20 protein-coding genes are annotated in these 20520 nt (G+C 70.0%); 8 read left to right on the top strand and 12 right to left on the bottom strand.

Annotated features, from left to right (window positions below):
- Positions 1–11: 11 nt before the first annotated feature.
- Positions 12–2864, top strand: coding sequence for a cyanophycin synthetase (gene cphA, locus FCN22_RS11030; protein ID WP_137121596.1), 2853 nt, complete (start codon positions 12–14; stop codon positions 2862–2864).
- A 63-nt stretch (positions 2865–2927) separates the two neighbouring features.
- Here the strand turns inward: cphA and FCN22_RS11025 are convergent, their stop codons facing one another.
- Positions 2928–5156 (bottom strand): tetratricopeptide repeat protein, encoded by a 2229-nt coding sequence (locus tag FCN22_RS11025; protein ID WP_137121595.1) that lies wholly within the window; start codon positions 5154–5156, stop codon positions 2928–2930.
- A gap of 63 nt (positions 5157–5219) precedes the next feature.
- Here FCN22_RS11025 and FCN22_RS11020 point away from each other — a divergent pair, with 63 nt between their 5' ends.
- Positions 5220–6062 (top strand): acyltransferase domain-containing protein, encoded by an 843-nt coding sequence (locus FCN22_RS11020; RefSeq protein WP_137121594.1) that lies wholly within the window; start codon positions 5220–5222, stop codon positions 6060–6062.
- A 231-nt stretch (positions 6063–6293) separates the two neighbouring features.
- Here the strand turns inward: FCN22_RS11020 and FCN22_RS11015 are convergent, their stop codons facing one another.
- Both FCN22_RS11015 and FCN22_RS11010 read right to left on the bottom strand, forming a co-directional pair.
- Positions 6294–6710, bottom strand: a complete 417-nt coding sequence (locus tag FCN22_RS11015) for an ATP-binding cassette domain-containing protein (protein ID WP_137121593.1) — start codon at positions 6708–6710, stop codon at positions 6294–6296.
- 75 nt (positions 6711–6785) lie between these two features.
- Positions 6786–6974 (bottom strand): hypothetical protein, encoded by a 189-nt coding sequence (locus FCN22_RS11010; RefSeq protein WP_137121592.1) that lies wholly within the window; start codon positions 6972–6974, stop codon positions 6786–6788.
- A 25-nt stretch (positions 6975–6999) separates the two neighbouring features.
- On the opposite strand from FCN22_RS11010, the gene FCN22_RS11005 reads away from it, so the two are divergent.
- Positions 7000–7374, top strand: coding sequence for a hypothetical protein (locus tag FCN22_RS11005; protein WP_137121591.1), 375 nt, complete (start codon positions 7000–7002; stop codon positions 7372–7374).
- Positions 7375–7438: 64 nt separating this feature from the next.
- A complete protein-coding gene (locus FCN22_RS11000; RefSeq protein ID WP_137121590.1) occupies positions 7439–7651 on the top strand; it encodes a hypothetical protein in 213 nt (70 codons plus the stop codon).
- 79 nt (positions 7652–7730) lie between these two features.
- Here FCN22_RS11000 and mraY read toward each other — a convergent pair whose 3' ends face one another.
- The 3 genes from mraY to fabG all read right to left on the bottom strand — a co-directional run bounded on the left by mraY (position 7731) and on the right by fabG (position 10587).
- Positions 7731–8843, bottom strand: coding sequence for a phospho-N-acetylmuramoyl-pentapeptide-transferase (mraY, locus tag FCN22_RS10995; RefSeq protein WP_137121589.1), 1113 nt, complete (start codon positions 8841–8843; stop codon positions 7731–7733).
- 202 nt (positions 8844–9045) lie between these two features.
- A complete protein-coding gene (gene fabI, locus FCN22_RS10990; RefSeq protein WP_137121588.1) occupies positions 9046–9804 on the bottom strand; it encodes an enoyl-ACP reductase FabI in 759 nt (252 codons plus the stop codon).
- 69 nt (positions 9805–9873) lie between these two features.
- The gene (fabG, locus tag FCN22_RS10985; RefSeq protein ID WP_137121587.1) at positions 9874–10587 is read right to left on the bottom strand and encodes a 3-oxoacyl-ACP reductase FabG; all 714 of its coding nucleotides are present in this window, start codon (positions 10585–10587) and stop codon (positions 9874–9876) included.
- A 137-nt stretch (positions 10588–10724) separates the two neighbouring features.
- On the opposite strand from fabG, the gene FCN22_RS10980 reads away from it, so the two are divergent.
- The gene (locus FCN22_RS10980) at positions 10725–11126 is read left to right on the top strand and encodes a DUF3099 domain-containing protein (protein WP_238384676.1); all 402 of its coding nucleotides are present in this window, start codon (positions 10725–10727) and stop codon (positions 11124–11126) included.
- Positions 11123–11362 (top strand): hypothetical protein, encoded by a 240-nt coding sequence (locus FCN22_RS10975; protein ID WP_137121585.1) that lies wholly within the window; start codon positions 11123–11125, stop codon positions 11360–11362. The genes FCN22_RS10980 and FCN22_RS10975 overlap by 4 nt, the downstream gene beginning before the upstream one ends.
- A gap of 12 nt (positions 11363–11374) precedes the next feature.
- On the opposite strand, the gene moaA is transcribed toward FCN22_RS10975, so the two are convergent.
- Positions 11375–12394 carry a GTP 3',8-cyclase MoaA gene (moaA, locus tag FCN22_RS10970; protein ID WP_137121584.1) on the bottom strand — a complete coding sequence of 340 codons (1020 nt, stop codon included), beginning with the start codon at positions 12392–12394 and terminating at the stop codon, positions 11375–11377.
- Between the two features lie 32 nt (positions 12395–12426).
- On the opposite strand from moaA, the gene FCN22_RS10965 reads away from it, so the two are divergent.
- The gene (locus tag FCN22_RS10965; protein WP_137121583.1) at positions 12427–13242 is read left to right on the top strand and encodes an SURF1 family cytochrome oxidase biogenesis protein; all 816 of its coding nucleotides are present in this window, start codon (positions 12427–12429) and stop codon (positions 13240–13242) included.
- A 43-nt stretch (positions 13243–13285) separates the two neighbouring features.
- Positions 13286–14056, top strand: coding sequence for an SDR family oxidoreductase (locus FCN22_RS10960; RefSeq protein ID WP_137121582.1), 771 nt, complete (start codon positions 13286–13288; stop codon positions 14054–14056).
- A gap of 5 nt (positions 14057–14061) precedes the next feature.
- Here FCN22_RS10960 and FCN22_RS10955 read toward each other — a convergent pair whose 3' ends face one another.
- The 5 genes from FCN22_RS10955 to FCN22_RS10935 all read right to left on the bottom strand — a co-directional run bounded on the left by FCN22_RS10955 (position 14062) and on the right by FCN22_RS10935 (position 20513).
- Positions 14062–14922, bottom strand: a complete 861-nt coding sequence (locus FCN22_RS10955) for a carbohydrate ABC transporter permease (protein WP_137121581.1) — start codon at positions 14920–14922, stop codon at positions 14062–14064.
- Entirely contained in the window at positions 14919–15872 is a 954-nt protein-coding gene (locus FCN22_RS10950) for a carbohydrate ABC transporter permease (RefSeq protein WP_202911527.1), read from the bottom strand. Before FCN22_RS10950 ends, FCN22_RS10955 begins: the two co-directional genes overlap by 4 nt.
- Positions 15869–16912: an ABC transporter ATP-binding protein gene (locus FCN22_RS10945; protein ID WP_137121580.1), complete on the bottom strand. Its 1044-nt coding sequence runs from the start codon at positions 16910–16912 to the stop codon at positions 15869–15871. Before FCN22_RS10945 ends, FCN22_RS10950 begins: the two co-directional genes overlap by 4 nt.
- A gap of 24 nt (positions 16913–16936) precedes the next feature.
- Positions 16937–18394, bottom strand: coding sequence for an ABC transporter substrate-binding protein (locus FCN22_RS10940; protein WP_137121579.1), 1458 nt, complete (start codon positions 18392–18394; stop codon positions 16937–16939).
- Positions 18395–18632: 238 nt separating this feature from the next.
- Entirely contained in the window at positions 18633–20513 is a 1881-nt protein-coding gene (locus FCN22_RS10935) for an ABC transporter ATP-binding protein (RefSeq protein WP_137121578.1), read from the bottom strand.
- Between the last annotated feature and the right edge of the window lie 7 nt (positions 20514–20520).

The following is a 20520-nucleotide window of genomic DNA, read 5'->3' as shown; positions in this document are numbered from 1 at the left end:
AGGAGGCCACCTTGATCGCCGACCGCCCGGTGCCCAAGGGCGCCCTGTCCCCCGATCTGACCATCCTCGAGTCCCGCGTCTACCGCGGTCCGAACGTCTGGTCCTACGAGCAGGCGATCCACCTCGTCGTGGACCTCGGTGTCCTGGAGGGCTATCCCACCGACTCGATCGAGGGGTTCACCGACCGCCTCCTCGAGCTGCTCCCCGGCCTCGAGCGGCACACCTGCTCCCGCGGGGTGCGGGGCGGCTTCGTCCAGCGGATGCGCGAGGGCACCTGGCTCGGGCACGTGGCCGAGCACGTCGCGTTGCAGCTGCAGCAGGAGGCAGGGCACGACCTGCGCCGTGGCAAGACCCGGCAGGTGCGGGGGCGCACCGGCGTCTACAACGTCATCTTCGGGTTCGTCGACGAGCGGGTGGGCGTCTCGGCCGGGCAGCTGGCGGTCCGCCTCGTCAACCACCTCGTCCAGCCCGAGGACGGCTTTGACTTCCCCGACGAGCTGGAGCGCTTCCTCACCCGCGCCGAGCGGATCGCCTTCGGACCTTCCACCTCGGCCATCCTCGACGAGGCGGTCAGCCGCGACATCCCGTGGATCCGGCTCAACCAGTACTCCCTGATCCAGCTGGGCCAAGGGGTCCATGCGCAGCGGATCCGAGCCACCATGACGTCCAGGACCGGTGCCCTGGCGGTCGACATCGCCGGCGACAAGGACCTCACCGCCAAGCTGTTGGCCTCCGCCGGGCTGCCCGTGCCCCGCAGCGAAGCCGTGCGCAGCGCCGAAGCAGCCGCCTCCGCGGCCGAGCGGATCGGCTACCCCGTGGTGGTGAAGCCCCTGGACGGCAACCACGGGCGCGGGGTGTGCCTCGACCTGAAGGACGCCGGCGCCGTGCGCGAGGCCTTCGTGGTCGCCGAGGACCAGTCCCGGCGCGGCGTGGTCATCGTGGAGAGCTTCGTGACCGGCCGTGACTACCGCTGCCTCATCGTCGGGGGCCGCATGCAGGCCATCGCCGAGCGCGTGCCGGCCCACGTGGTCGGTGACGGCGAGCACACCGTGAGCGAGCTGGTCGAGACCACCAACGCCGACCCCCGCCGAGGCGTCGGCCACGAGAAGGTGCTGACCAAGATCACCGTGGACGACGCAGCCGTCGGCCTCGTGCGCGAGCAGGGCTACGAGCTGGACGACGTCCCGCCGTCCGGGGAGATGGTCAAGCTCGCCCTGACCGGCAACATGTCGACCGGCGGCATCTCGGTCGACCGGACCTTCGACGCGCACCCCGACAACGTCGAGATCGCCGAGGAGGCGGCCCGCATGATCGGCCTCGACGTGGCCGGCATCGACTTCATCTGCCCGGACATCTCCGCCCCCGTGCGGGAGACCGGCGGCGCGATCTGCGAGGTCAACGCCGCTCCCGGGTTCCGGATGCACACCCATCCCACGGTCGGAGAGCCGCAGTTCATCGCCAAGCCGGTGGTCGACCTGCTCTTCCCGCCGGGCACCCCGTCCCGCGTGCCGATCGTGGCCGTCACCGGCACCAACGGCAAGACGACCACCTCGCGCATGATCGCGCACATCTTCAAGGGCATCGGCCACAAGGTGGGGATGACCTCCACCGACGGCATCATCATCGACGAACGCCTGGTCATCAAGGCCGACGCCTCCGGCCCCCGGTCCGCCCGGATGGTCCTGCAGAACCCCAGGGTCGACTTCGCGGTCATGGAGGTCGCGCGTGGCGGCATCCTGCGCGAGGGACTCGGCTACGACCGCAACGACATCGCGGTCGTCACCAACGTCGCTCCCGACCACCTCGGGATGCGGGGCGTCGACACGCTCGAGCAGCTGGCGGCCGTCAAGGCCGTCGTCGTGGAGGCGGTGCCCCGCACCGGTTTCGCCGTGCTCAACGCCGATGATCCCCTGGTGCGCAAGATGCGCCGGGTGTGCAGTGGTGGCGTCGTGTGGTTCTCGCTGGAGGCACCGGGCTCCGAGGTCCGCGACTTCATCGAGGACCAGTGCCGCCGGGGCGGACGTGCGGTGGTGCTCGAGCCCACCGAGAAGGGCGAGATGATCGTCATCAAGCACGGGCGCCGCTCCATGCAGCTGGCCTGGACCCACCTGCTGCCCTCCACCTTCGGTGGTGCGGCCCGGATGAACGTCGCCAACGCGCTCGCGGCAGCCGGTGCCGCCTTCGCCGCTGGTGCCCCCCTGCACGACATCCGGCAGGGTCTGCGCACCTTCACGACCTCCTACTATCTGTCCCCCGGCCGGATGAACCTGCTCGACGTGCTGGCCCGCGACGTCCTGGTCGACTACTGCCACAACCCGCCGGGCATGCGCATGCTCGGCGACTTCGTGGAGAACTTCGCCGCCCAGAAGGCCGGGCAGGCCGAGCTCGGCCGGATCTCCCGGCTGGGGATGATCGGCGGCACCGGTGACCGCCGCGACGAAGACCTGCGTGAGCTGGGGTCGATCGCCGCCGAACACTTCGACGTCGTGGTGGTGCGCGAGGACGACAACCTCAGGGGCCGTGCACCCGGCGCGGCGGCGGAGATCGTGGCCGAGGGACTGCGCGCCCGGATGGCAGAGGACGAGGTCCGGTGCCGCCAGGTCGAGATCGTGCTCAACGAGCTCGAGGCGGTGCGGCACACCATGGCTCGCTCCAACCCCGGCGACCTCGTGGTGCTGTGCGTCGACAAGCACCCGAAGGTCCTGGCCGAGCTGGAGAGCATGACCTCCTCGGCCCAGGCCGGGGCGCACAGCGGCGAGAACACCGGTGACCCCGACCTCAACCCGGTAGAGCTGCTGACCGAGGCCGAGGCGTCCGGCGAGGAGGCGGAGGCCTCAGCGACCGCGGAGCTTCCCGGCAACTGACGCCCAGCGCCACCCGCGTGCCGGATCTTCGTGACGGTTTGGTCGCGGGCAGCGCCCGGAGCGTCACGAGGATCCGCACGGGGGTGGGGTCGGGGTGAGCTGCGCGGCATACGCACGCAGGGCCCGGGCGTATGCCTGGTCCTCAGGATCGGTGGCGTGGTCGACCACGAAGGTCAGCAACCCCGCGAGGGCTCCGCCGTGGTCGCCGCCGTCATGGCGGGCCAGCGCCCGGAACGCCTCCACCGCGACGCTCGATGGTCGGTATGTCGCGAGGTCGTCCAGGATGCGCAGCGCATCCTCGGGACGGCCCACGACCCGCAGGCTCGAGGCCAGCTGGATGAGCGCGCGGTGGCGGTGCGGTTCGCGCAACCCGGCGTCGATCGCCTTCCGGTACCAGCCGATCGCCTCCTCCTCCTTGCCGGCACGGTCGAGACAGCCACCCAGCTCGTAATCGAGCCGCGGGTCCCCGGGATGCGTGTCGACCAGACTCCTGGCGGCGGCGACGGCCGCCTGCTCGTCCGGCTCGTCCTCGAGTGCGTCGATCTCGGCCTGGAGCTCGTGCTCGCCGCGCGCCACGATCACCTTGTGGCGGATCTCGGCCGGACCGTCGGGAGTGGCTCCGTGCTCGACCAGCCAACCGTCCAGCAGCGCGCGGTCGGCGTGGCACATGACGGCGACGACGTCGCCGTCCTCGGCTGCCGCGAGCAGCCCCTGCAGGCCGTGCAGCTCGGTCGGCCAGGAGTGGGTGGGCGTCATCCCGACGTTCGCCAGGCCCTCACGGAGCCGCTCCTCGAGGTCGTCCATGGTCCGGCCGCGCAGGTAGTGCACCTTGTGCACGATCTGGACCAGGTCGGCCCGGCGACCGGCCAGCTCGCCCAGGTTGACCAGGATCTCGTCGGTGCGGTCGCCGCCGGTGCCGAGGCCGAGATGCACGTAGGACCCCGGCGGACGCAGACCGTCGGCGACCCGCAGCAGCGCCTCGAGCCCGGCCTCGTTGTGGGCCAGGTCGATGATGACGCTCACGGAGCCACCCGAGGCGAGCGGCAGGCTGTAGACGTTCATCCGGCCGGGGTTCTGGCGCGGGTCGGGGGCGAAGGTCAGCAGGCCCTGCACGACCGCCGCCCGGGGCAGGCCGAGGCCGAGGCCTGCCGCCGTCGCGGCCAGCGCGTTGGCAACGTTGTGCTCGGACAGGCCCGAGAGCGTGACCGGGACGTCGATCACCCGCGCCAGGTGGTCCGGGTCGCCGCCGGGAGTCAGTGTGACGATGTCGCCGTCCATCACGGTGGTGCCCCGACCGCCTCGGGAGAGCGACTGCCGCAGGGCGGGCGAGTCGGGGTCGAGGCTGAAGGCCCACGGCCGAGCCCGGATGCCGGCAGCCATGGCCCACACCCGGGGGTCGTCGCCGTTGAGGACGACCCAACCGTCTGGCCTGGTCACCTTCGTCACGATGGCCTTGACCTCGGCGAGCTGGTCGACGGTGTCGATGCCCTGCAGACCGAGGTGGTCCGCGGAGACGTTGGTGACGACGCTCACGTCGTTGCTGCTGACCCCCATCCCCCGCAGCAGCATCCCGCCACGGGCCGTCTCCAGGATGCCGAGCTCGACGCCGGGAGAGGCCAACACGGCACGCGCGCCCGCCGGACCCGAGTAGTCACCGGCCTCGACCAGCTCGCCCTGCACGAGCACCCCGTCGGTCGAGCTCCACGCGGTGCGCAGGCCGGCCGTCATACCCAGGTGGGCCAGCAGCCGGGTGGTCGTCGTCTTGCCGTTGGTCCCGGTGATGGATGCGACCGGCACGGCGGGACGGACCACCCGCGGTGCCTCACCGGGGGCCACCTCACGCAGACGCGCGGCCGCCTCGTCCAGAGCTGCGCCACCGTCCTCGCCGAGCAACCTGGTGAGCACCTCGCCGAGGCACTCCCCCAGAGCCTCGCCGCGACCACGGTGGTGCCAGGGGAAGGCCACGACAACCTCGTCCCGGGCGGAGGCAGGGCGTGCCCTGACTCCCAGCCGCGTGGTGCCGCCCGCGGAGGCGATGCGGCGCACCACGCGCTCGACGAGCCGCAACACAAAGCGTTGGCGTTGCTCGGAACCCGGCGACCCAGGACGCACCCGCCGTAGCTCCAGCGTGCCGGCCAGCCGACGCAGCGTTTCCTCCTGCGCCTCGAGGTAACCCGGGAGCTGCAGGCTCACCTTGATGGCCGGACGAGTGAAGTAGAGGTTGGGACCGTCGAGCACCCGGACCTCCGACACCGTGACGGATGCTCTGGCGTCGTCAGACCGCGAGATCATGCCGCGGACTCTAGCGGCCGGGCGTCGGCGGCGGCCCGGTGCCGTCTCGGTTACGGTGTGCGCATGCGGACGGCCGAGGTCCTGGACCTCTTCGGACTCGCCCCCGAGGACCGGGACGACTACGAGGCGTTGCTGGCCCAGCCCGGCGACCGGGCCGAAGTGGTGCGCACACGGACGCTGCTGAGGTCACGACTCGGCACCTTCCCCGACCTGCCTCCGTCATTGGACGTGTCCGGTGAGGTCTGGCTGCGAGCCGTCGCCGCGGAGGTCCCCGCCCTCACCGCGTGGTACCGCCAGCACGAGATCGGTATGGACGTCGTCGCCGACACGCTGGCCGACGTCGGACACCACATCGCCCTGCACCGCCGGGCCACCGGCACGTTCGGCCTCGACGCGGGCCCGTGGATCTCGGCGCACTTCGGTGGCGGGCTGTTCCGCCTTGGTCGGCTGCAGTTCATGCTGCGCCACAGGCGCCTGCGCGAGCCCGCGCCGCCGGGCCACGAGCGGGATCCGTGGCTGCTCGATGTGCACATCCCGGCGACCGGTCCGATGCTGCCCGGCGCGGTGTCGCGGGGCTTCGACCGGGCGGCCGACTTCTTCCCCCGGCACTTTCCGCAACAGCAGGTGACGGTCGCCGTCTGCCACACCTGGTTGCTCGACCCCTATCTGTCCGAGCACCTGCCCGAGGACTCCAACCTGGTGGCGTTCCAGGAGGCCTGGACCGCCTTCGGACACCGGGACAACGCCGCGGACGACCCCCTCTGGTTCCTCTTCCACACCCGCGACCTGAGCAAGGTCCCGGCCCTGCCGAGGAAGAGCACCCTCCAGCGCGTGGTGCTCGAACGCATCGAGGCGGGAGGCACCTGGCAGCGGGGGCACGGCTACCGCGAGCTGGACGCCGGGTGAGCGCAGCGGCGCGGTTCAGGCCACCTGCTCGAGGCGGCCGCCGGCCAGGTGCCACCGCCGGGTGAGGCCGACGCCTCGTCGTGGCTCACCACCAGCAGCGTGCCGGTGTATCGCGCCAGTGCCAACGGCTGGCTGCGCGAAACCGAGCACCAGCTCGGGCCGGGCCTGCGGTGCCGCGATCCAGGACGCCGACCGCATCTGCCGCTCGAGCCGGCGCTCGCGGGACAGCTCCTACCTCGCCACCGTGCGGGCGAGCCGTCGGGCCTGGGGGTTGCGCGGGCTCGCGAGCTCGACCCCACACGCCTGCTCCGTGGTGCGTTCGATGTCGCCCACCAGTCGGGCGCGGTACTGCTCTTGCGCCGCGTGGTCCGCGACCAGCCGCTCCCAGCGCCGCTGCCGTTCCTTCCGGTATGCCGTGTAGCCACCTCCCGGGTAGTCCTGCAGCTGCGTGCGGACCCCGTCCAGCTCGACGACGCGCGTGACGACCCGGTCGAGGAAGCGCCGGTCGTGCGAGACGACCAGGACCGCGCCCCGGTAGCGGCGCAGGTGTTCCTGGAGCCAGCGCCGGCCCTCGAGGTCGAGGTGGTTGGTGGGTGCGCTCAGGCTGGTCAGGAGGCGGGTCCCCGCGATCCCGGACGCGGTGTCCACGCCGAGCCGGGAGCGCACCTCGTCCGCGCGGGCCCCCGCGGCCCAGCCACCCGCCGTCTCGAAGGCCGCGACGACCTAGTCGTACTGGACCAGCTCGTGCCGGACGAGGTCGTCCGGGAGGAGGTCATGGTGCAGGTCGCCGGTCGAGCAGGTGGCCGCGCCCGCTCCCGCGCTGCTGGCGAGGGCCGACTCGAGCTGCCGCATCCGCTGGTGGGCGTCGGTGAGCTCTGGCGCACCGGCCGCGACGAAGGCGGCGACCGTCATACCCTCGGGGTCACTCGCGACCGCGGTGATCCCTGTCGTCCTGGGCCTGGTCCCCCTGGTGGCGATGTTCGGGCTCAGCCTGCAGGTCGACCGCACCGGGGTGCGGGTGCGGCTGATCGGCCTGTCGCGGCCGATCGCCCGCGCCTCCTTGGCCCAGATCGCGTCGGCCGAGGCGAAGGACCTGCGCCCGACGCAGTGGGGCGGCTGGGGCTATCGCATCACCCCGCACGGCCGCGCCGTGATCCTGCGCGGTGGCCCGGGCCTGGTCGTCCACCTCGCCGACGGCAAGCACCTCGCGATCTCGACGGACGCAGCCGACGAGGGTGCCGAGCTGGTCAACGGCCTGCTCACCCAGCCCGGGCGCGGCACGTCGACCGGCACCCCTCACGCGGCACGGTGACATCCTGATCACGACCTGGCGCTGGGGGTGGCGCAGGCCCTCGGGGCTGGGTCACACTCGCTGCATGCGCGCGCTCCTCGCGGCCCTCGTGTCGGCCCTGGTCGTGGCCGTCCTCGTGGCGCCGGTGGAGGGCGTCACGCTCTGCGCGCAAGGCTGCACGAACCGCTACCAGACCCCGCTCGGCTACCTCGTGCCGTGGGGAGTCGCCGGCTGGGCGATCCCCGCCGCGGTCGCGGTCGTGGCCTTCTGGCTCGCGCGCACCTCCACCCACCGGTGAGCAGGACCCGTCGACCCTTCCGCCTGCTGCCCGCCGCCGAGCGTGTGTCAGGCCGAGGCCGACGTCGCCGATCCCTGTCTCACAACTGCGCGGCCCACTCCCCGTAGAACAGGGCCAGACCGACGGCAACCCCGATGCCTGCGATGATCCAGAATCGCGCGACGATGGTGACCTCGGCCCAGCCGACCAGCTCGAAGTGGTGGTGCAGGGGCGCCATCCGGAAGACCCGTCTACCGGTCAGCCTGAAACTGGCGACCTGGAGGATCACCGACAAGGTGATGATGACGAACAGTGCGCCCAGGACCGCCAGCAGGAGCTCAGTCCGGGTCAGGATCGCCATGCCGGCGAGGCCTGCTCCCAACGACAGCGAGCCGGTATCGCCCATGATGATCTGCGCGGGCGAGGCGTTCCACCACAGGAAGCCGAAGCAGGCGCCGGCGACCGAGCACGCCACGATCGCGAGGTCCAGGCTGTCCCTGACGTCGTAGCAGCCCGGTCCGGGTCGCACCTCGCAACCCTGCTTGTACTGCCACAGGCTGATGAGGGTGTAGGCGCCGAAGACCATGACCGAGCAGCCGGTCGCCAGCCCGTCCAGGCCATCGGTGATGTTGACACCGTTCGAGGCGCCGGCAATGAGCAGATTCGCCCAGATGACGAACAGCACGACACCGACGACAGGTCCGGCGACGGCGAGGTCGATGTTCGTGTCGCGGACGAGGGAGATCGCCGTCGAGGCAGGCGCACGGCCCTTGTCGTCGGTCTTCAACAGTGCGAGGAGGGCGAAGACGAGCGTGATCAGGCCCTGGCCGACGAGCTTCTGCTTCGAGGTCAGGCCCAGGCTTCGTTCCCTGGAGATCTTCGTGTAGTCGTCCAGGAAGCCCACCAGGCCAAGCCCGAGCAGCAGGAAGAGCACCAGCAGGGCGCTCAGGGAGAAGGGGCTGTGGGTGAGCCCGACCAGGCCGCCGGCGTCCATGGCCATCAGCAGGAGGTGCGAGCCGAGATACCCGGCGATGGTGGCGCTGATGATGACGGCGCCACCCATGGTGGGCTTGCCTCGCTTGTAGTGGTGCTGGGTGAGGTCATCCCGGATGAACTGGCCGTAGTTCCTGCGGACCAGGAACTTGATGAACAGCGGCGTCGCGAGCAACGCCACCAGCATCGAGATCGCACCGGCCAGCACGACGTTGACCATCAGCCTTCTTTCTCCACGTGTCGCCTGGTCGTCCCCCGCCCCTTCGCAAGAAGAAACGTAACCATGTCCCGCCGGGCTGGGGCGCGCTCGACACGCAGTTCCCGCACGCCGGTGCAGGCTCGTCCGGTTCGTCCGGGTTCGTCCGGGTTCGCCCGGGTTCGTCCGGCTCGGCCAGGCAGGGCGAGGTTCGCGACCCCGAGAGCTACTGGCCCATCGCGTGCACACCGCCGTCGACGTGCACGATCTCCCCCGTCGTCGCGGGGAACCAGTCGGACAGCAGCGCGGCGCAGGCACGGGCGGCAGGCACCGGGTCGGCCCGGTCCCAGCCGAGCGGTGCCCGGTCGTCCCAGCTCCCGGCGAGCTGCTCGAACCCGGGGATCGACTTGGCCGCGGTGGTGCCGATCGGCCCGGCGGACACGAGGTTGCAGCGGATTCCCTTCGGACCCAGGTCACGCGCGAGGTAGCGGCTGGTCGACTCGAAGGCGGCCTTCGCCACGCCCATCCAGTCGTAGACCGGCCAGGCGAACTTCGCGTCGAAGGTGAGTCCGACCAGACTGCCGCCCTCCTCCATCAGCGGAAGGGCCGCCACGGCGAGCGCCTTGAGGGAGTACGCCGAGGCCTGCATCGCGGTCGCGACGTCCTCCCACGAGGCGTCGAGGAACGAGAAGGCGCCCTGCGGTGCGAAGCCGATCGAGTGCAGCACCCCGTCGAGACCGTCGACGTGCTCACCGAGCCGCGCGGCGAGGGTGTCGAGGTGCTCCTGGTCGGTCACGTCGAGCTCGATGACCGGTGCGGGCGACGGCAGTCGCTTGGCGATGGTGGAGGTGATCTTCATGGTGCGTCCGAACGAGCTGAGCACCACTTCGGCGCCCTGCTCCTGGGCGAGCTTGGCGACGTGGAACGCGATCGAGGAGTCCATGAGGACACCCGTGACGAGCAGCTTCTTGCCTTCTAGCAACATGTGCTTGCCTTCCTGGCTGGTGACGTGGTGAGACCTGTTGTCGGGTGCTGGGGGCCGGCGCGGCTCGGGTCAGTGCCCCATGCCGAGACCGCCGTCGACGGGAATCACGGCCCCCGAGATGTATGCCGCGTCGTCCGAGGCCAGGAAGCGCACCACGCGGGCGACCTCCTCGGAGGTCCCGTAGCGCCCCGCGGGGATCCCCTCGAGGTACTTCTTCTTGAGGTCGTCGGACAGCTCGCCGGTCATCTCGGTCTCGATGAATCCGGGGGCCACCACGTTGGCGGTGATGCCTCGCCCACCGAGCTCTCGCGTGATCGACCGGGCCAGGCCGACGAGCCCCGCCTTGCTGGATGCGTAGTTGGTCTGCCCGGGCCCGCCATACAAGCCGACCACACTGGAGATGAAGACGATTCGGCCCTTGCGCGCTCTGATCATCCCCTTGCTGGCGCGCCGCGCGCAGCGGAAGGCCCCGGCCAGGTTGGTGTCGACGACCGAGTCGAAGTCGTCGTCACTCATCCGCATCAGCAGGCCGTCGCGGGTGATGCCCGCGTTGGCCACGACCACCTCGACGGGACCCCCGATCTTCTCCTCGGCCTCGGTGAAGGCCGCATCGACCGACGCGGTGTCGGTGACCTCGCAGCGGACCCCCATCAGTCCCTCCGGCGGTTGGCCGCTCCGGTGGGTGACCACCACCGCGTCGCCCGCCTCGGCGAAGGACCGGGCGATGGCGAGGCCGATGCCCCGGTTGCCTCCGGTCACCAGCACGCCTCGTGCGTCTGCCATGTCGCTCCTCCAGCAGTCGGGTCGGCCACCCGGTCGGGTCGGGCGGCGCAGGGCACTCGGACGCTATCGGACTACCGAGGGGTATGCACGGTGCGCCTGAAGTGTCGGTCCGCTCGACCCCGGCCTATCGTGGAGGTGTGAAGAGCAGGCGGCACCGCCCCGAGACGCCGGTCCAGAACGTGACCAGTGCGCCTGTGTCGGTGCGCGACGACTCATCCGAGAGGATGCACCGCTACCTGTTCTCGATGGGTGTGCGGACCTTCTGTTTCGTCCTGGCCGTCGTGTTCATCACGGTGGTCCACTGGACCATCGTCGGCTGGGTGTGCATCGGTGCTGCCGCGGTTCTGCCCTACATCGCGGTCGTCATGGCCAACGCCACGCGTTCGCGTCGCATCGACCAGCTGGGCGCGGTCACCCCGTCGGGGCAGCCCTTCATCGAGCTGGAACAGCGCTTGGGCGACGTCCGGCGCGACACGCCGCCCGGCACGGGGGACGATCACGGCGCCCAGCACGGAGCTCCCCACGGACGGCGGCCGTGAGCCTCGGCGTCCCTCCGGATCCGGGGGACGAACGGCTGGTGTGCAGCGCCAAGGGGTGCCGCCAGGAGGCCCTGCACGCCCTGCTGTGGAACAACCCCAAGTTGCACACCGCGGAGCGCCGCAAGGTCTGGCTGGCCTGTGAGGGCCATCGCTCGCACCTGTCGGAGTACCTCACCGTGCGCGGCTTCCTGAAGGACGTCATCCCGGTCGAGGAGCTCAGCGCGACCGACGGCTGAGGCAGCGCGGAGTCAGCCCCCGATGGAGGACATGGGTCGGTCCGGCTGGGTGAAACCCGGTCCGCCGATGCCGTGGCCCTTGGCCTTGCGCCACATCTCGTCCTGGATCAACGCGGCAAGCTCCTCGTCGGAGGCGCCGTCACGCAGCGGAGTGCGCAGGTCTGCCTCGCCGCGCGCGAAGAGGCAGTTGCGGACCTGTCCGTCCGCGGTGAGCCGCACCCGGTCACAGGCGGCGCAGAACGGCGCCGAGACGCTGGCGATGATGCCGACGGTCTCGGGCCCGCCGTCGACGAGGAAGAGCTCGGCCGGGGCGCTCCCCCGCTCCCCCGGCGGTTCGCTCAGCCGGAAGTGCTGCTCCAGCTCGGCCCGCACCTCCGCCGCCGAGACCATCTGCTCGCGCTGCCACGCATGCTGCGCGTCCAGCGGCATCTGCTCGATGAAGCGCAGGTGGTAGCCGCGGTCGAGGCACCACTGCAGCAGGTCGGCGACCGAGTGGTCGTTGAATCCCCGCATCGCGACGGCATTGACCTTGACCGGGCTCAGGCCGGCGTCGGCGGCCGCCTTGAGGCCGCGTTCGACGTCGGCGAACCGGTCGCGCAGGGTGAGCTTCTTGAACTCCTCGCGGTCGACGGTGTCCAGGGACACGTTGACCCGGTCCAGCCCGGCGGAGGCCAGGCCGGCCGCCACGCGCTCGAGGCCGACGCCGTTGGTCGTCATGGCGATGCGCGGACGCGGTGAGAGGGACGCCATACCGCTCACCAGCTCCACGATGGAGCGCCGCAGCAGGGGCTCACCCCCGGTGAGCCGGATCTGGGTGATGCCGAGCCCCACGAAGACACCGACCAGCCGGAGCATCTCCTCGTCGGTGAGCATCTCGGGCTTGGACATCCACGGCAGGCCCTCGGCCGGCATGCAGTAGGTGCAGCGAAGGTTGCACCGGTCGGTCACCGAGACCCGCAGATCCCTCGCGACCCGGCCGAAGGCGTCCGGCAGGCCGGTCGCTCCCTTGGGGCGGATCGGCAGGCTCGTCATGACCCCAAGGATAGGCCGGGTAACGTCAATGCGTGCTTCGGGTGCTGTTCACGCGTCGGTGGCTGGGCGCTCTGGCCCTGGCCGCCGTGTTCTGCGTGGTCGCCATCTTCCTCGGCCGCTGGCAGTGGCACCGCTACGAGGTGAAGGATGCACGGGCGGACCGCATCAACAGCCACTACGACTCCCAGCCGGTGCCGCTGCGCCACGTCCTTCCCCGTCCCGGGGCGGCTCTTCCCCTTGAGCAGGAGTGGACGCCGGTCAGTGCCACCGGGCGCTATGACCCCGCGCACCTGCTCCTCGTGCGCAACCGGCCCAACAACGGCACCTACGGCTACGAGGTCGTGGTGCCGCTGCGCGTACAAGGCGGCGGGACGCTGCTGGTCGACCGCGGCTGGGTCGACAACGGACGCACCGCGAAGTCGCGGCCGGACGTGCCGCCCACGCCCCGCGGCACGGTGACCGTCACGGGCTGGCTGCGAGAGGGCGAGCAGAGCCTCGGCCGCAGCATGCCGGCCGGCCAGCTGGCCTCCATCAACATCAAGGAGGCGGCCGCGCAGGTCGACGGTCCGGTCTTCGGCGCCTACGTGGAGATGAAGCACGAGCAGGGGCCACCCGGCGAGGCCATCCAGCGGCCCGCGCCGCTCGAGGCGCCGGACACCAGCAAGGGCCCGCACCTGGCCTACACGATCCAGTGGTGGGTGGTCGCGCCCGTCGGCTTCGTGCTGGTCTTCCTGTGGGTGCGCCGGGAGGCTTCGGAGCAGGAGGAGGCCGAGAACATCTCGCGCGGCGCCGCACCCAAGGTGCCCAAGCCCAAGAAGGTCCGCATCTGGGACGAGGAGGACTGGTAGGCCGCGCGAGGACACCGACCCGGGTGGGTGCGAGGATGACGGAATGGATCTCGGACTGCGTGACCGCGTCTACCTCGTCACCGGTGCCTCCCAGGGCCTGGGGTATGCCGCGGCGGATCAACTCGTCGCCGACGGCGCCAAGGTGGTGGTCTGCTCCCGCAACGAGGAGCGCATCACCGACGCCGCGCGGCGGCTGGGCGACGACTCCGCCGTGGGCGTCGCCCTCGACCTGGCGACACCGAGCGCGGCCGACTCCCTGGTGGCCATGGCGCTGAAGCGGTTCGGCCGCCTCGACGGCGCCGTGATCAGCGTCGGTGGCCCACCGCCGGGCGACGTCAGCGCGGTGACCGACGAACAGTGGCGTGCCGCCTTCGAGTCGGTGTTCCTCGGCGCCGTGCGGCTGGCGCGGACGGTGCTGGCGGCCGACCGCACCGAGCCCGCCGACGACCGCAGCGTCACCCTGGTGCTGTCGTCGTCGGTCCGCAGCCCCATCGGCGGCCTGGGCATCTCCAACGGCTTGCGCCCGGGCCTGGCCATGGCCGCCAAGACGCTCGCGGACGAGCACGGGCCGACCGGCGGCCGGGTCAACGTGCTGCTACCCGGCCGGATCGACACCGATCGGGTCCGCCAGCTCGACGCGAGCGGTGGTGACCCGGAGGCCAGCCGTGCCCGAGCCGTCGCCGGCATCCCGCTGCGCCGCTACGGCCGGCCGGAGGAGTTCGGCAAGGTGGCGGCCTTCGTCGCCTCACCAGCCGCCTCCTTCATGAGCGGCTCGGCGATCACGGTCGACGGTGGCATGGTTCGCACGCTGTAACGCCCTCAGCCCTTGACCGCGCCCAGGGTGAAGCCCTGGATGAACTTGCGCAGGAACAGGTTGTAGATGACCGCCACGGGGATCGCCACGATCATGGCGGACGCCATCAGCGACTGCCAGTAGAAGACGTCGCCCCGCACCAGGTTGGTCGGCACGCCGACACTGATCGTCATCTGCGAGGAGCTCGAGACGAACGCCAGGGCGTAGATGAAGTCCTGCATGGTGAGGGTGAAGGTGAACACGACCACGGTGAACAGGCCTGGCGCCACCAGGGGCAGCACCACTCGCACGAGCGCCCCGACCTTGCTGTAGCCGTCGACCTGCGCCTGTTCCTCGACGTCACGGGGCACCGACCTGAAGAAGCCGAGGAGCAGCCAGACCGACAGCGGAATCGTGAATCCGGGGTAGACCAGGACCAGCGACCAGATCGTGTCCTGCAGCCCCAGCACCGTGATCACCCGCGAGAGCGGAAGGAACAGGAGGGTCGGGGGGACGAGGTACACCACGAAGATGCCGATCGCCATGGGCAGCCCCCATCGGCCGGTGAGCCGCGCCAGCGCGTAGGAGGCGGGCACACTGAGCACCAGCGTGATCCCGACGGTCACGATGCCGATCACGACGCTGTTGATGATGAAGTGCAGGTACGGCGTCGTGGTGAACAGGGTCGTGATGTTGTCCAGCGTGGGTGCCTGCGTGAACGCGAACGGGTTGTGACCGGTGGTGTAGAGGTCCTGGTTGGTCTTGAACGTGGTGATGGTCGCCCACAGGAACGGGAACCCGCACAGGACGGCGAAGAAGAAGACGATCAGGTAGAGCCCGATGCTGCCGCGGATCGTCCGCGGCCTCCGTGCGGACGAGCTGCTCATGACTTCTCCCGGCGCCCGGAGGCCATCATGAGGACCACGATGGCCAGCCCGAGGAGGACCGGGAACATGAACAACGCGTCCGCGGCGCCGACCGCGAGGTTGCCCCCGTTGATGCCCTTGTAGAAGGCCCAGCTGGCGAGGACCTGGGTGGCGTCGCCCGGCCCACCGCCGGTCAGGATGAACACGACCGCCATGTCGGTGAAGGTGAACACGATCCCGAAGAGCACCGCCACGAGGATGACCGGCGCGAGCAGCGGGATCTGGATGCCGAAGAGCCGCCGCCAGAAGCCGGCACCGTCCACCTCGGCCTGCTCCTCGACGTCACGCGGGATCGACGACAGCCCGGCAAGCACGATCACGGTGGCCAGTGGCAGCGTCCGCCAGGTCTGGACGGCGATCACGCTCGCCGTGGCCAGCCCGGCGTGACCGAGCAGGTTGAGCTGCTCACCGGGCCCGATGACGTGCAGTTGCTGGGCGAACCAGTTGAAGGGCGTGAAGATCGAGTCGAGCATCCACAGCCAGATGATCGCCCCGAGCGCGACCGGGGTGGTCCAGGGCATCAGCACCAGGAACCGCACGAACCACTTGCCGCGGAAGTTGGCGGCCAGCGTGAACGCCAGGATGGTGCACAGCACCACCACCAGGGCCTGTGAGATCCCGGTGATGATGAACGTGTGCGCCACCACCGCCGGGAAGTGTGGGTCGTGGATGGCCGTCTTGAAGGTCGCCAGACCGGCGAAGTCGAACCGTGAGCTGCCGACGGTGACGTCGCTGAACGAGTACATGATCGCCAGCACGAGCGGATAGCCCACGACCAGGACCAGGTAGAGCACCGCGGGCCCCAGCATCAGCGAACCGAGCACGCCGTCGCGTTCGAGCGCGTAGCGCCGGCGCCTTGCGGGGCGCGCCCTGATCGCCGCGCTGGTCGTGTCCGCGTCGATCCTGCTCATGGCGTCCGGGTCCGCTGATCGGGTGCCACTCGCTCGCCGGTGTCCGGATCGAAGTAGCGCAGCTTGTCCAGCTCGACGGCGTACTTCTCGCGGGTGTCCGGTCGCGCGACGACGGTGAGCGTCGAGGGCAGTTTGGCAATGACCTTCGCCTCCGGGTCCAGCGCCGGGATCGAGCCGTAGACATAGCGGTCGGAGCCGAGGTTCTCCACGCGGGAGATCTCGAAGTCGCAGACCAGCTGGTCGTCGCGGCTGCCGACCGCCTCCAGCGGGAGCAGGTTCTCCGGCCGGAAGCCGACCAGCTTCCCGTCGGTCCTGATGATGTTCATCGGCGGGGCACCCACGAAGGTGGCCACGAACGTGGTCGCAGGGTTCGAGTAGATCTCCTCCGGCGTGCCGATCTGCTGTATCTGGCCGGCGTTCAACACCGCGATCCGGTCACCGAGTCCCATCGCCTCGACCTGGTCGTGGGTCACGTAGACCGTGGTGATGCCGACCCGCCGCTGAAACTCCTTGAGCTCGTCGCGTGCGCTGGTGCGCAGTTTCGCGTCGAGGTTGGACAGCGGCTCGTCGAACAAGAAGACCTGCGGTTCACGAACCATTGCGCGTGCCAACGCAACTCGCTGTCGCTCGCCACCGGACAGCTCCCGTGGTCGCCGGTCGAGCAGTCGCTGGATGCCCAGGATCCCGGCCGCCCATTCCACCTTGGCCGCCCACTCGGACTTGGGGACATGGGCTGCCGCGAGCGGGAAGACGATGTTCTTGCGCACCGTCTTGTGCGGGTAGAGCGCGTAGCTCTGGAAGACCATCGCGATCTTGCGGGCACGTGGTGGAAGATCCGTGACGACCTCCCCTCCGATCACGACGTCCCCGCCGGTGGGTCGCTCGAGTCCCGCGAGCAGCCGCAGCAGCGTGGTCTTGCCACAGCCGGACGGCCCGAGGAGCACCAGGTACTCGCCCTCCTCGGTGACCAGGTTGATGCCGTCGACTGCAGCCGTGCCGCCGAACTCCTTGCGGAGGTCGCGAACTTCGACGATCGCCATTGCCGAGCCGTCCTGCGCCCGCGGCTACTTCGTGCCGCCCACGAGGTCCTTGGCCCGCCACTTCTTGAAGATCGTCTCGCACTGCTGGTGTGCGGAGGCGACAGCGTCCTTGGCCGACGACTTGCCGCGTGCCACGTCGGCCATCATCGTCGACAACACGTTGGTGTCGAAGATCTCGCCGATGGCCGGGTTCGCCGGCCCGGGATGGCCGACGTTGGTGCTCCACTTCTCCGCGGTCGCCAACAGGTCGAGCTTGTCCGCCGGCTCGGACTTGAACGGGTCCTTCTTCAGCCAGCCGTCAAGGGCCGTGGTCACCGTGGGGTTCTTGAACGCGGGGAAGTCGTACAGCTCCGAGTTGTACGTTCCGTCGTGCGCGGCGGCCAGCAGCGCCATCAGGAAGGCCTTGCACTTGTCCACGTTCTTGGCCCAGTTCGGCATGATGTAGGACCGGACGACGTGCTGGCTGGCGAGAGCCATCCCGGTGGGCCCCTTGAGGGCGGGCAGGAAGTAGATGTCCTTCGCCGTGGCAGGGGTGCCGGCCTGGGCGCTGCGATAGGCCGAGATGGAGTTCAGGATGTAGGACAGCTGCCCCGCCACCAGACCCTGGTTGTTGGACGCGGCGGTCCAGCTGAAGACCTCCGAGCTCATCGCCTGCTTGAACAGCTTGGCCATGTACTCGGTGGCCTGCACGGTCTCGGGTGAGTTGAGCGTGACGTTCTCCTGGGCATCCTGCACCGAGCCGCCGTAGGACCAGATCAACGCCCGGGCTGCCATGTTGGAGTCGACTTCCGAGGACATCCCGATCCCCAGACGCACGCCCTTCTTCTGCTTGATCTCCGCGCCGCCGGTGAGCAGCTCTTCCCACGTGGTCGGCCCGTCCGCCATACCGACGTCGGTCCACAGGGACTTGCGGTAGTCGCCGGGGTCCGGCGTCCACGTGTGGCAGAACCCGTAGTACTTCTTCGTGTGCGGGTTGTAGCTGGAGAACTTGCAGAACGGAATCTGGTCGCCGTACTTCGCGACCGCCTCGGAGACCACGTCCGACAGGTCGTGCACGCTCGGCTCGTAGGCCGAGGGCGGGGTGATCCACTCGATCAGGTCGTGCCCGCTCTTGGCCGCGAACTCGGCGGCTGTCCGCGCAGGCAGGTCGGCCTGGTTGATGTGGTCGACGACGACGGTGACGCCGTTGCTCTGACCCCACTGCTTGGCCCACGTGTCGAACCACTTGTCGTAGCTCGGCACGAAGTGGCTCCACAGCAGGATCTTGATCTGCTTGCTTCCCCCGCCTCCCGCGCCGCCGGTGGCGGCGGCGGTGCCGGCTGCGGACGTGCTGGAGCTCGGCCCACTGCCTCCGGCGCAGGCGGTGAGCCCCATGGCGCCGGCCACGATGAGCCCTCCGCCGAGGAGCAGGTCTCGCCGGGGGATCACGACGGAGTCGATCAGGTGCTTGCTGGTGGGGCCGGGCAGCGGGTTGTCTGCCATCTGCGTCCTCCTCGGTCGCAGGGGCGCAAGCGGCAGCGGGTCCCGGATAGTCGGCTGTCGCCGTACCTCCTCATACCTGTGAGGTTCTCGCCCGTCCGCCGAAACGGCACCAGGGCCAGACATCCTCAGCACTCGGATTTTGCGAGCGCACTCTATGAATTTACGCGCGACGTCAAGGGCGGTCCACTCGTGCCGCAGCCGTCCGCACCCACCCGCCGTCGGCGGGCGTCACCGCGAGTCAGCTGACCGCCGCCTCGTCGACGGTCTCGGAGAACTGCGTGTGGTAGAGGTCGGCATACAGCCCGCCTTCGGCGAGCAGCTCGTGGTGGCGGCCCCGCTGCACGATCCGTCCGTCGTCGATGACGAGGATCTGGTCGGCTCCGCGGACGGTGGAGAGGCGGTGGGCGATCACCAGGGCCGTGCGCCCGGCGAGGGCGGTGTCGAGGGCCCGCTGGACGGCGACCTCGGACTCGCTGTCGAGGTGCGCGGTCGCTTCGTCGAGGACCACCAGGCCGGGTCCCTTCAACAGCAGTCGCGCAATGGCCAGCCGCTGCTTCTCCCCGCCGGACAACCGGTGGCCGCGGTCGCCGACGACCGTGTCCAGGCCCTCGGGCAGCTGCTCGACCAGCCGCCACACCTGGGCCGCACGAAGCGCCTCGTGCATCTCCTCCTCGGTCGCATCGGCACGGGCATAGGTCAGGTTGGCGCGGATCGTGTCGTGGAAGAGGTGGGCCTCCTGGGTGACCACACCCACCACATCGTGCAGCGAGGTCAGGTCGACCTCCCGCAGGTCGACGCCGTCGATCCGCACGGTGCCCTCGGTGGGGTCGTAGAGGCGTGCCACCAGGTTGGTCAGAGTGGTCTTGCCCGCGCCGCTGGGACCGACCAGCGCGATCAGCTGGCCGGGCTCGATGTGGAACGTGACGTCGTGCAGCACCGGATCGCCGCTCTTGCGGTCCAACGACATGACCCGCTCGAGCGAAGCCAGGGAGACCTCGTCCGCTGAGGGATAACGGAACCCGACGTTCTCGAAGTCGACGGTGACAGGTCCGTCGGGAAGCGGCCGTGGGTGCTCGGCCTCACGCACGATGGGCTGGAGGTCGAGCACCTCGAAGACCCGCTCGAAGGAGACGAGGGCGGTCATCACGTCGACCCGCACGTTGGACAACGCCGTGAGGGGGCCGTAGAGGCGGGCCAGCAGCGCGGCCAGCGCGACCAGGGTGCCCACGGTGAGGGTCCCGTTGACCGCCATGATGCCGCCCAGCCCATAGACCATGGCGGTCGCGAGGGACGCCACGAGGGTCAGCATGACCAGGAACACCGTGCGGTTCACGGCGATCCGGACGCCCATGTCGCGCACGCGACCGGCCCGCTCGGCATACTCCGCATCCTCGATCTCGGCGCGTCCGAAGAGCTTGACCAACAACGCTCCTGCCACGTTGAAGCGCTCGGTCATCCGGGACCCGAGATCGGCGTTGTAGTTCATCGACTCGTAGGTCAGGCCGGCAAGACGGCGTCCCATGAGGCGCGCGGGGATGAGGAAGAAGGGCAGCAGCGCCAGCGCGGCCAGGGTGAGCGGCCACGACATGTAGGCCATGGTGGTCACGATCAGGACGAGGGAGACCGCGTTGCTCACCACGCCCGACATCGTTGAGGTGAAAGCCTGTTGGGCACCGATGACGTCGGTGTTGAGGCGACTGACCAGGGCTCCGGTCTGCGCCCGCGTGAAGAACGCGATGGGCTGGCGCAGCACGTGCGCGAAGACCTCGGTCCGCAGGTCATAGATGAGGCCCTCGCCGATACGCGAGGAGTACCAGCGTTGCACCAGGGTCAGCACCGCGTCGAAGAGCGCGAGCAGTGCGACGAGCAGCGAGAACTCGATGACGACGGCACGGTCCTGGCGCACCACGCCCTTGTCGATGAGCTCTCGCAGGATGAGCGGCGTGGCGGCGGCCAGCGAGGCCGCGATGACCACGAGCACGAGGAAGACCACGATCGCGCGGCTGTAGGGCTTGGCGTAGCCCATGACCCGGCGTGCGGTGCCCGGCTTGAGCCGGTGCTGCGCGACGTCCTGGTCGCGCGTGTAGGAGCGCATCATGCCCCAGCCCGACATCGACATGCCTTCT

Origin of the sequence: Segeticoccus rhizosphaerae, assembly GCF_005222685.1 — a bacterium.
GTDB classification, from domain to species: Bacteria; Actinomycetota; Actinomycetes; order Actinomycetales; family Dermatophilaceae; genus Segeticoccus; species Segeticoccus rhizosphaerae.
This window is presented reverse-complemented; position numbering and strand designations above follow the sequence as displayed.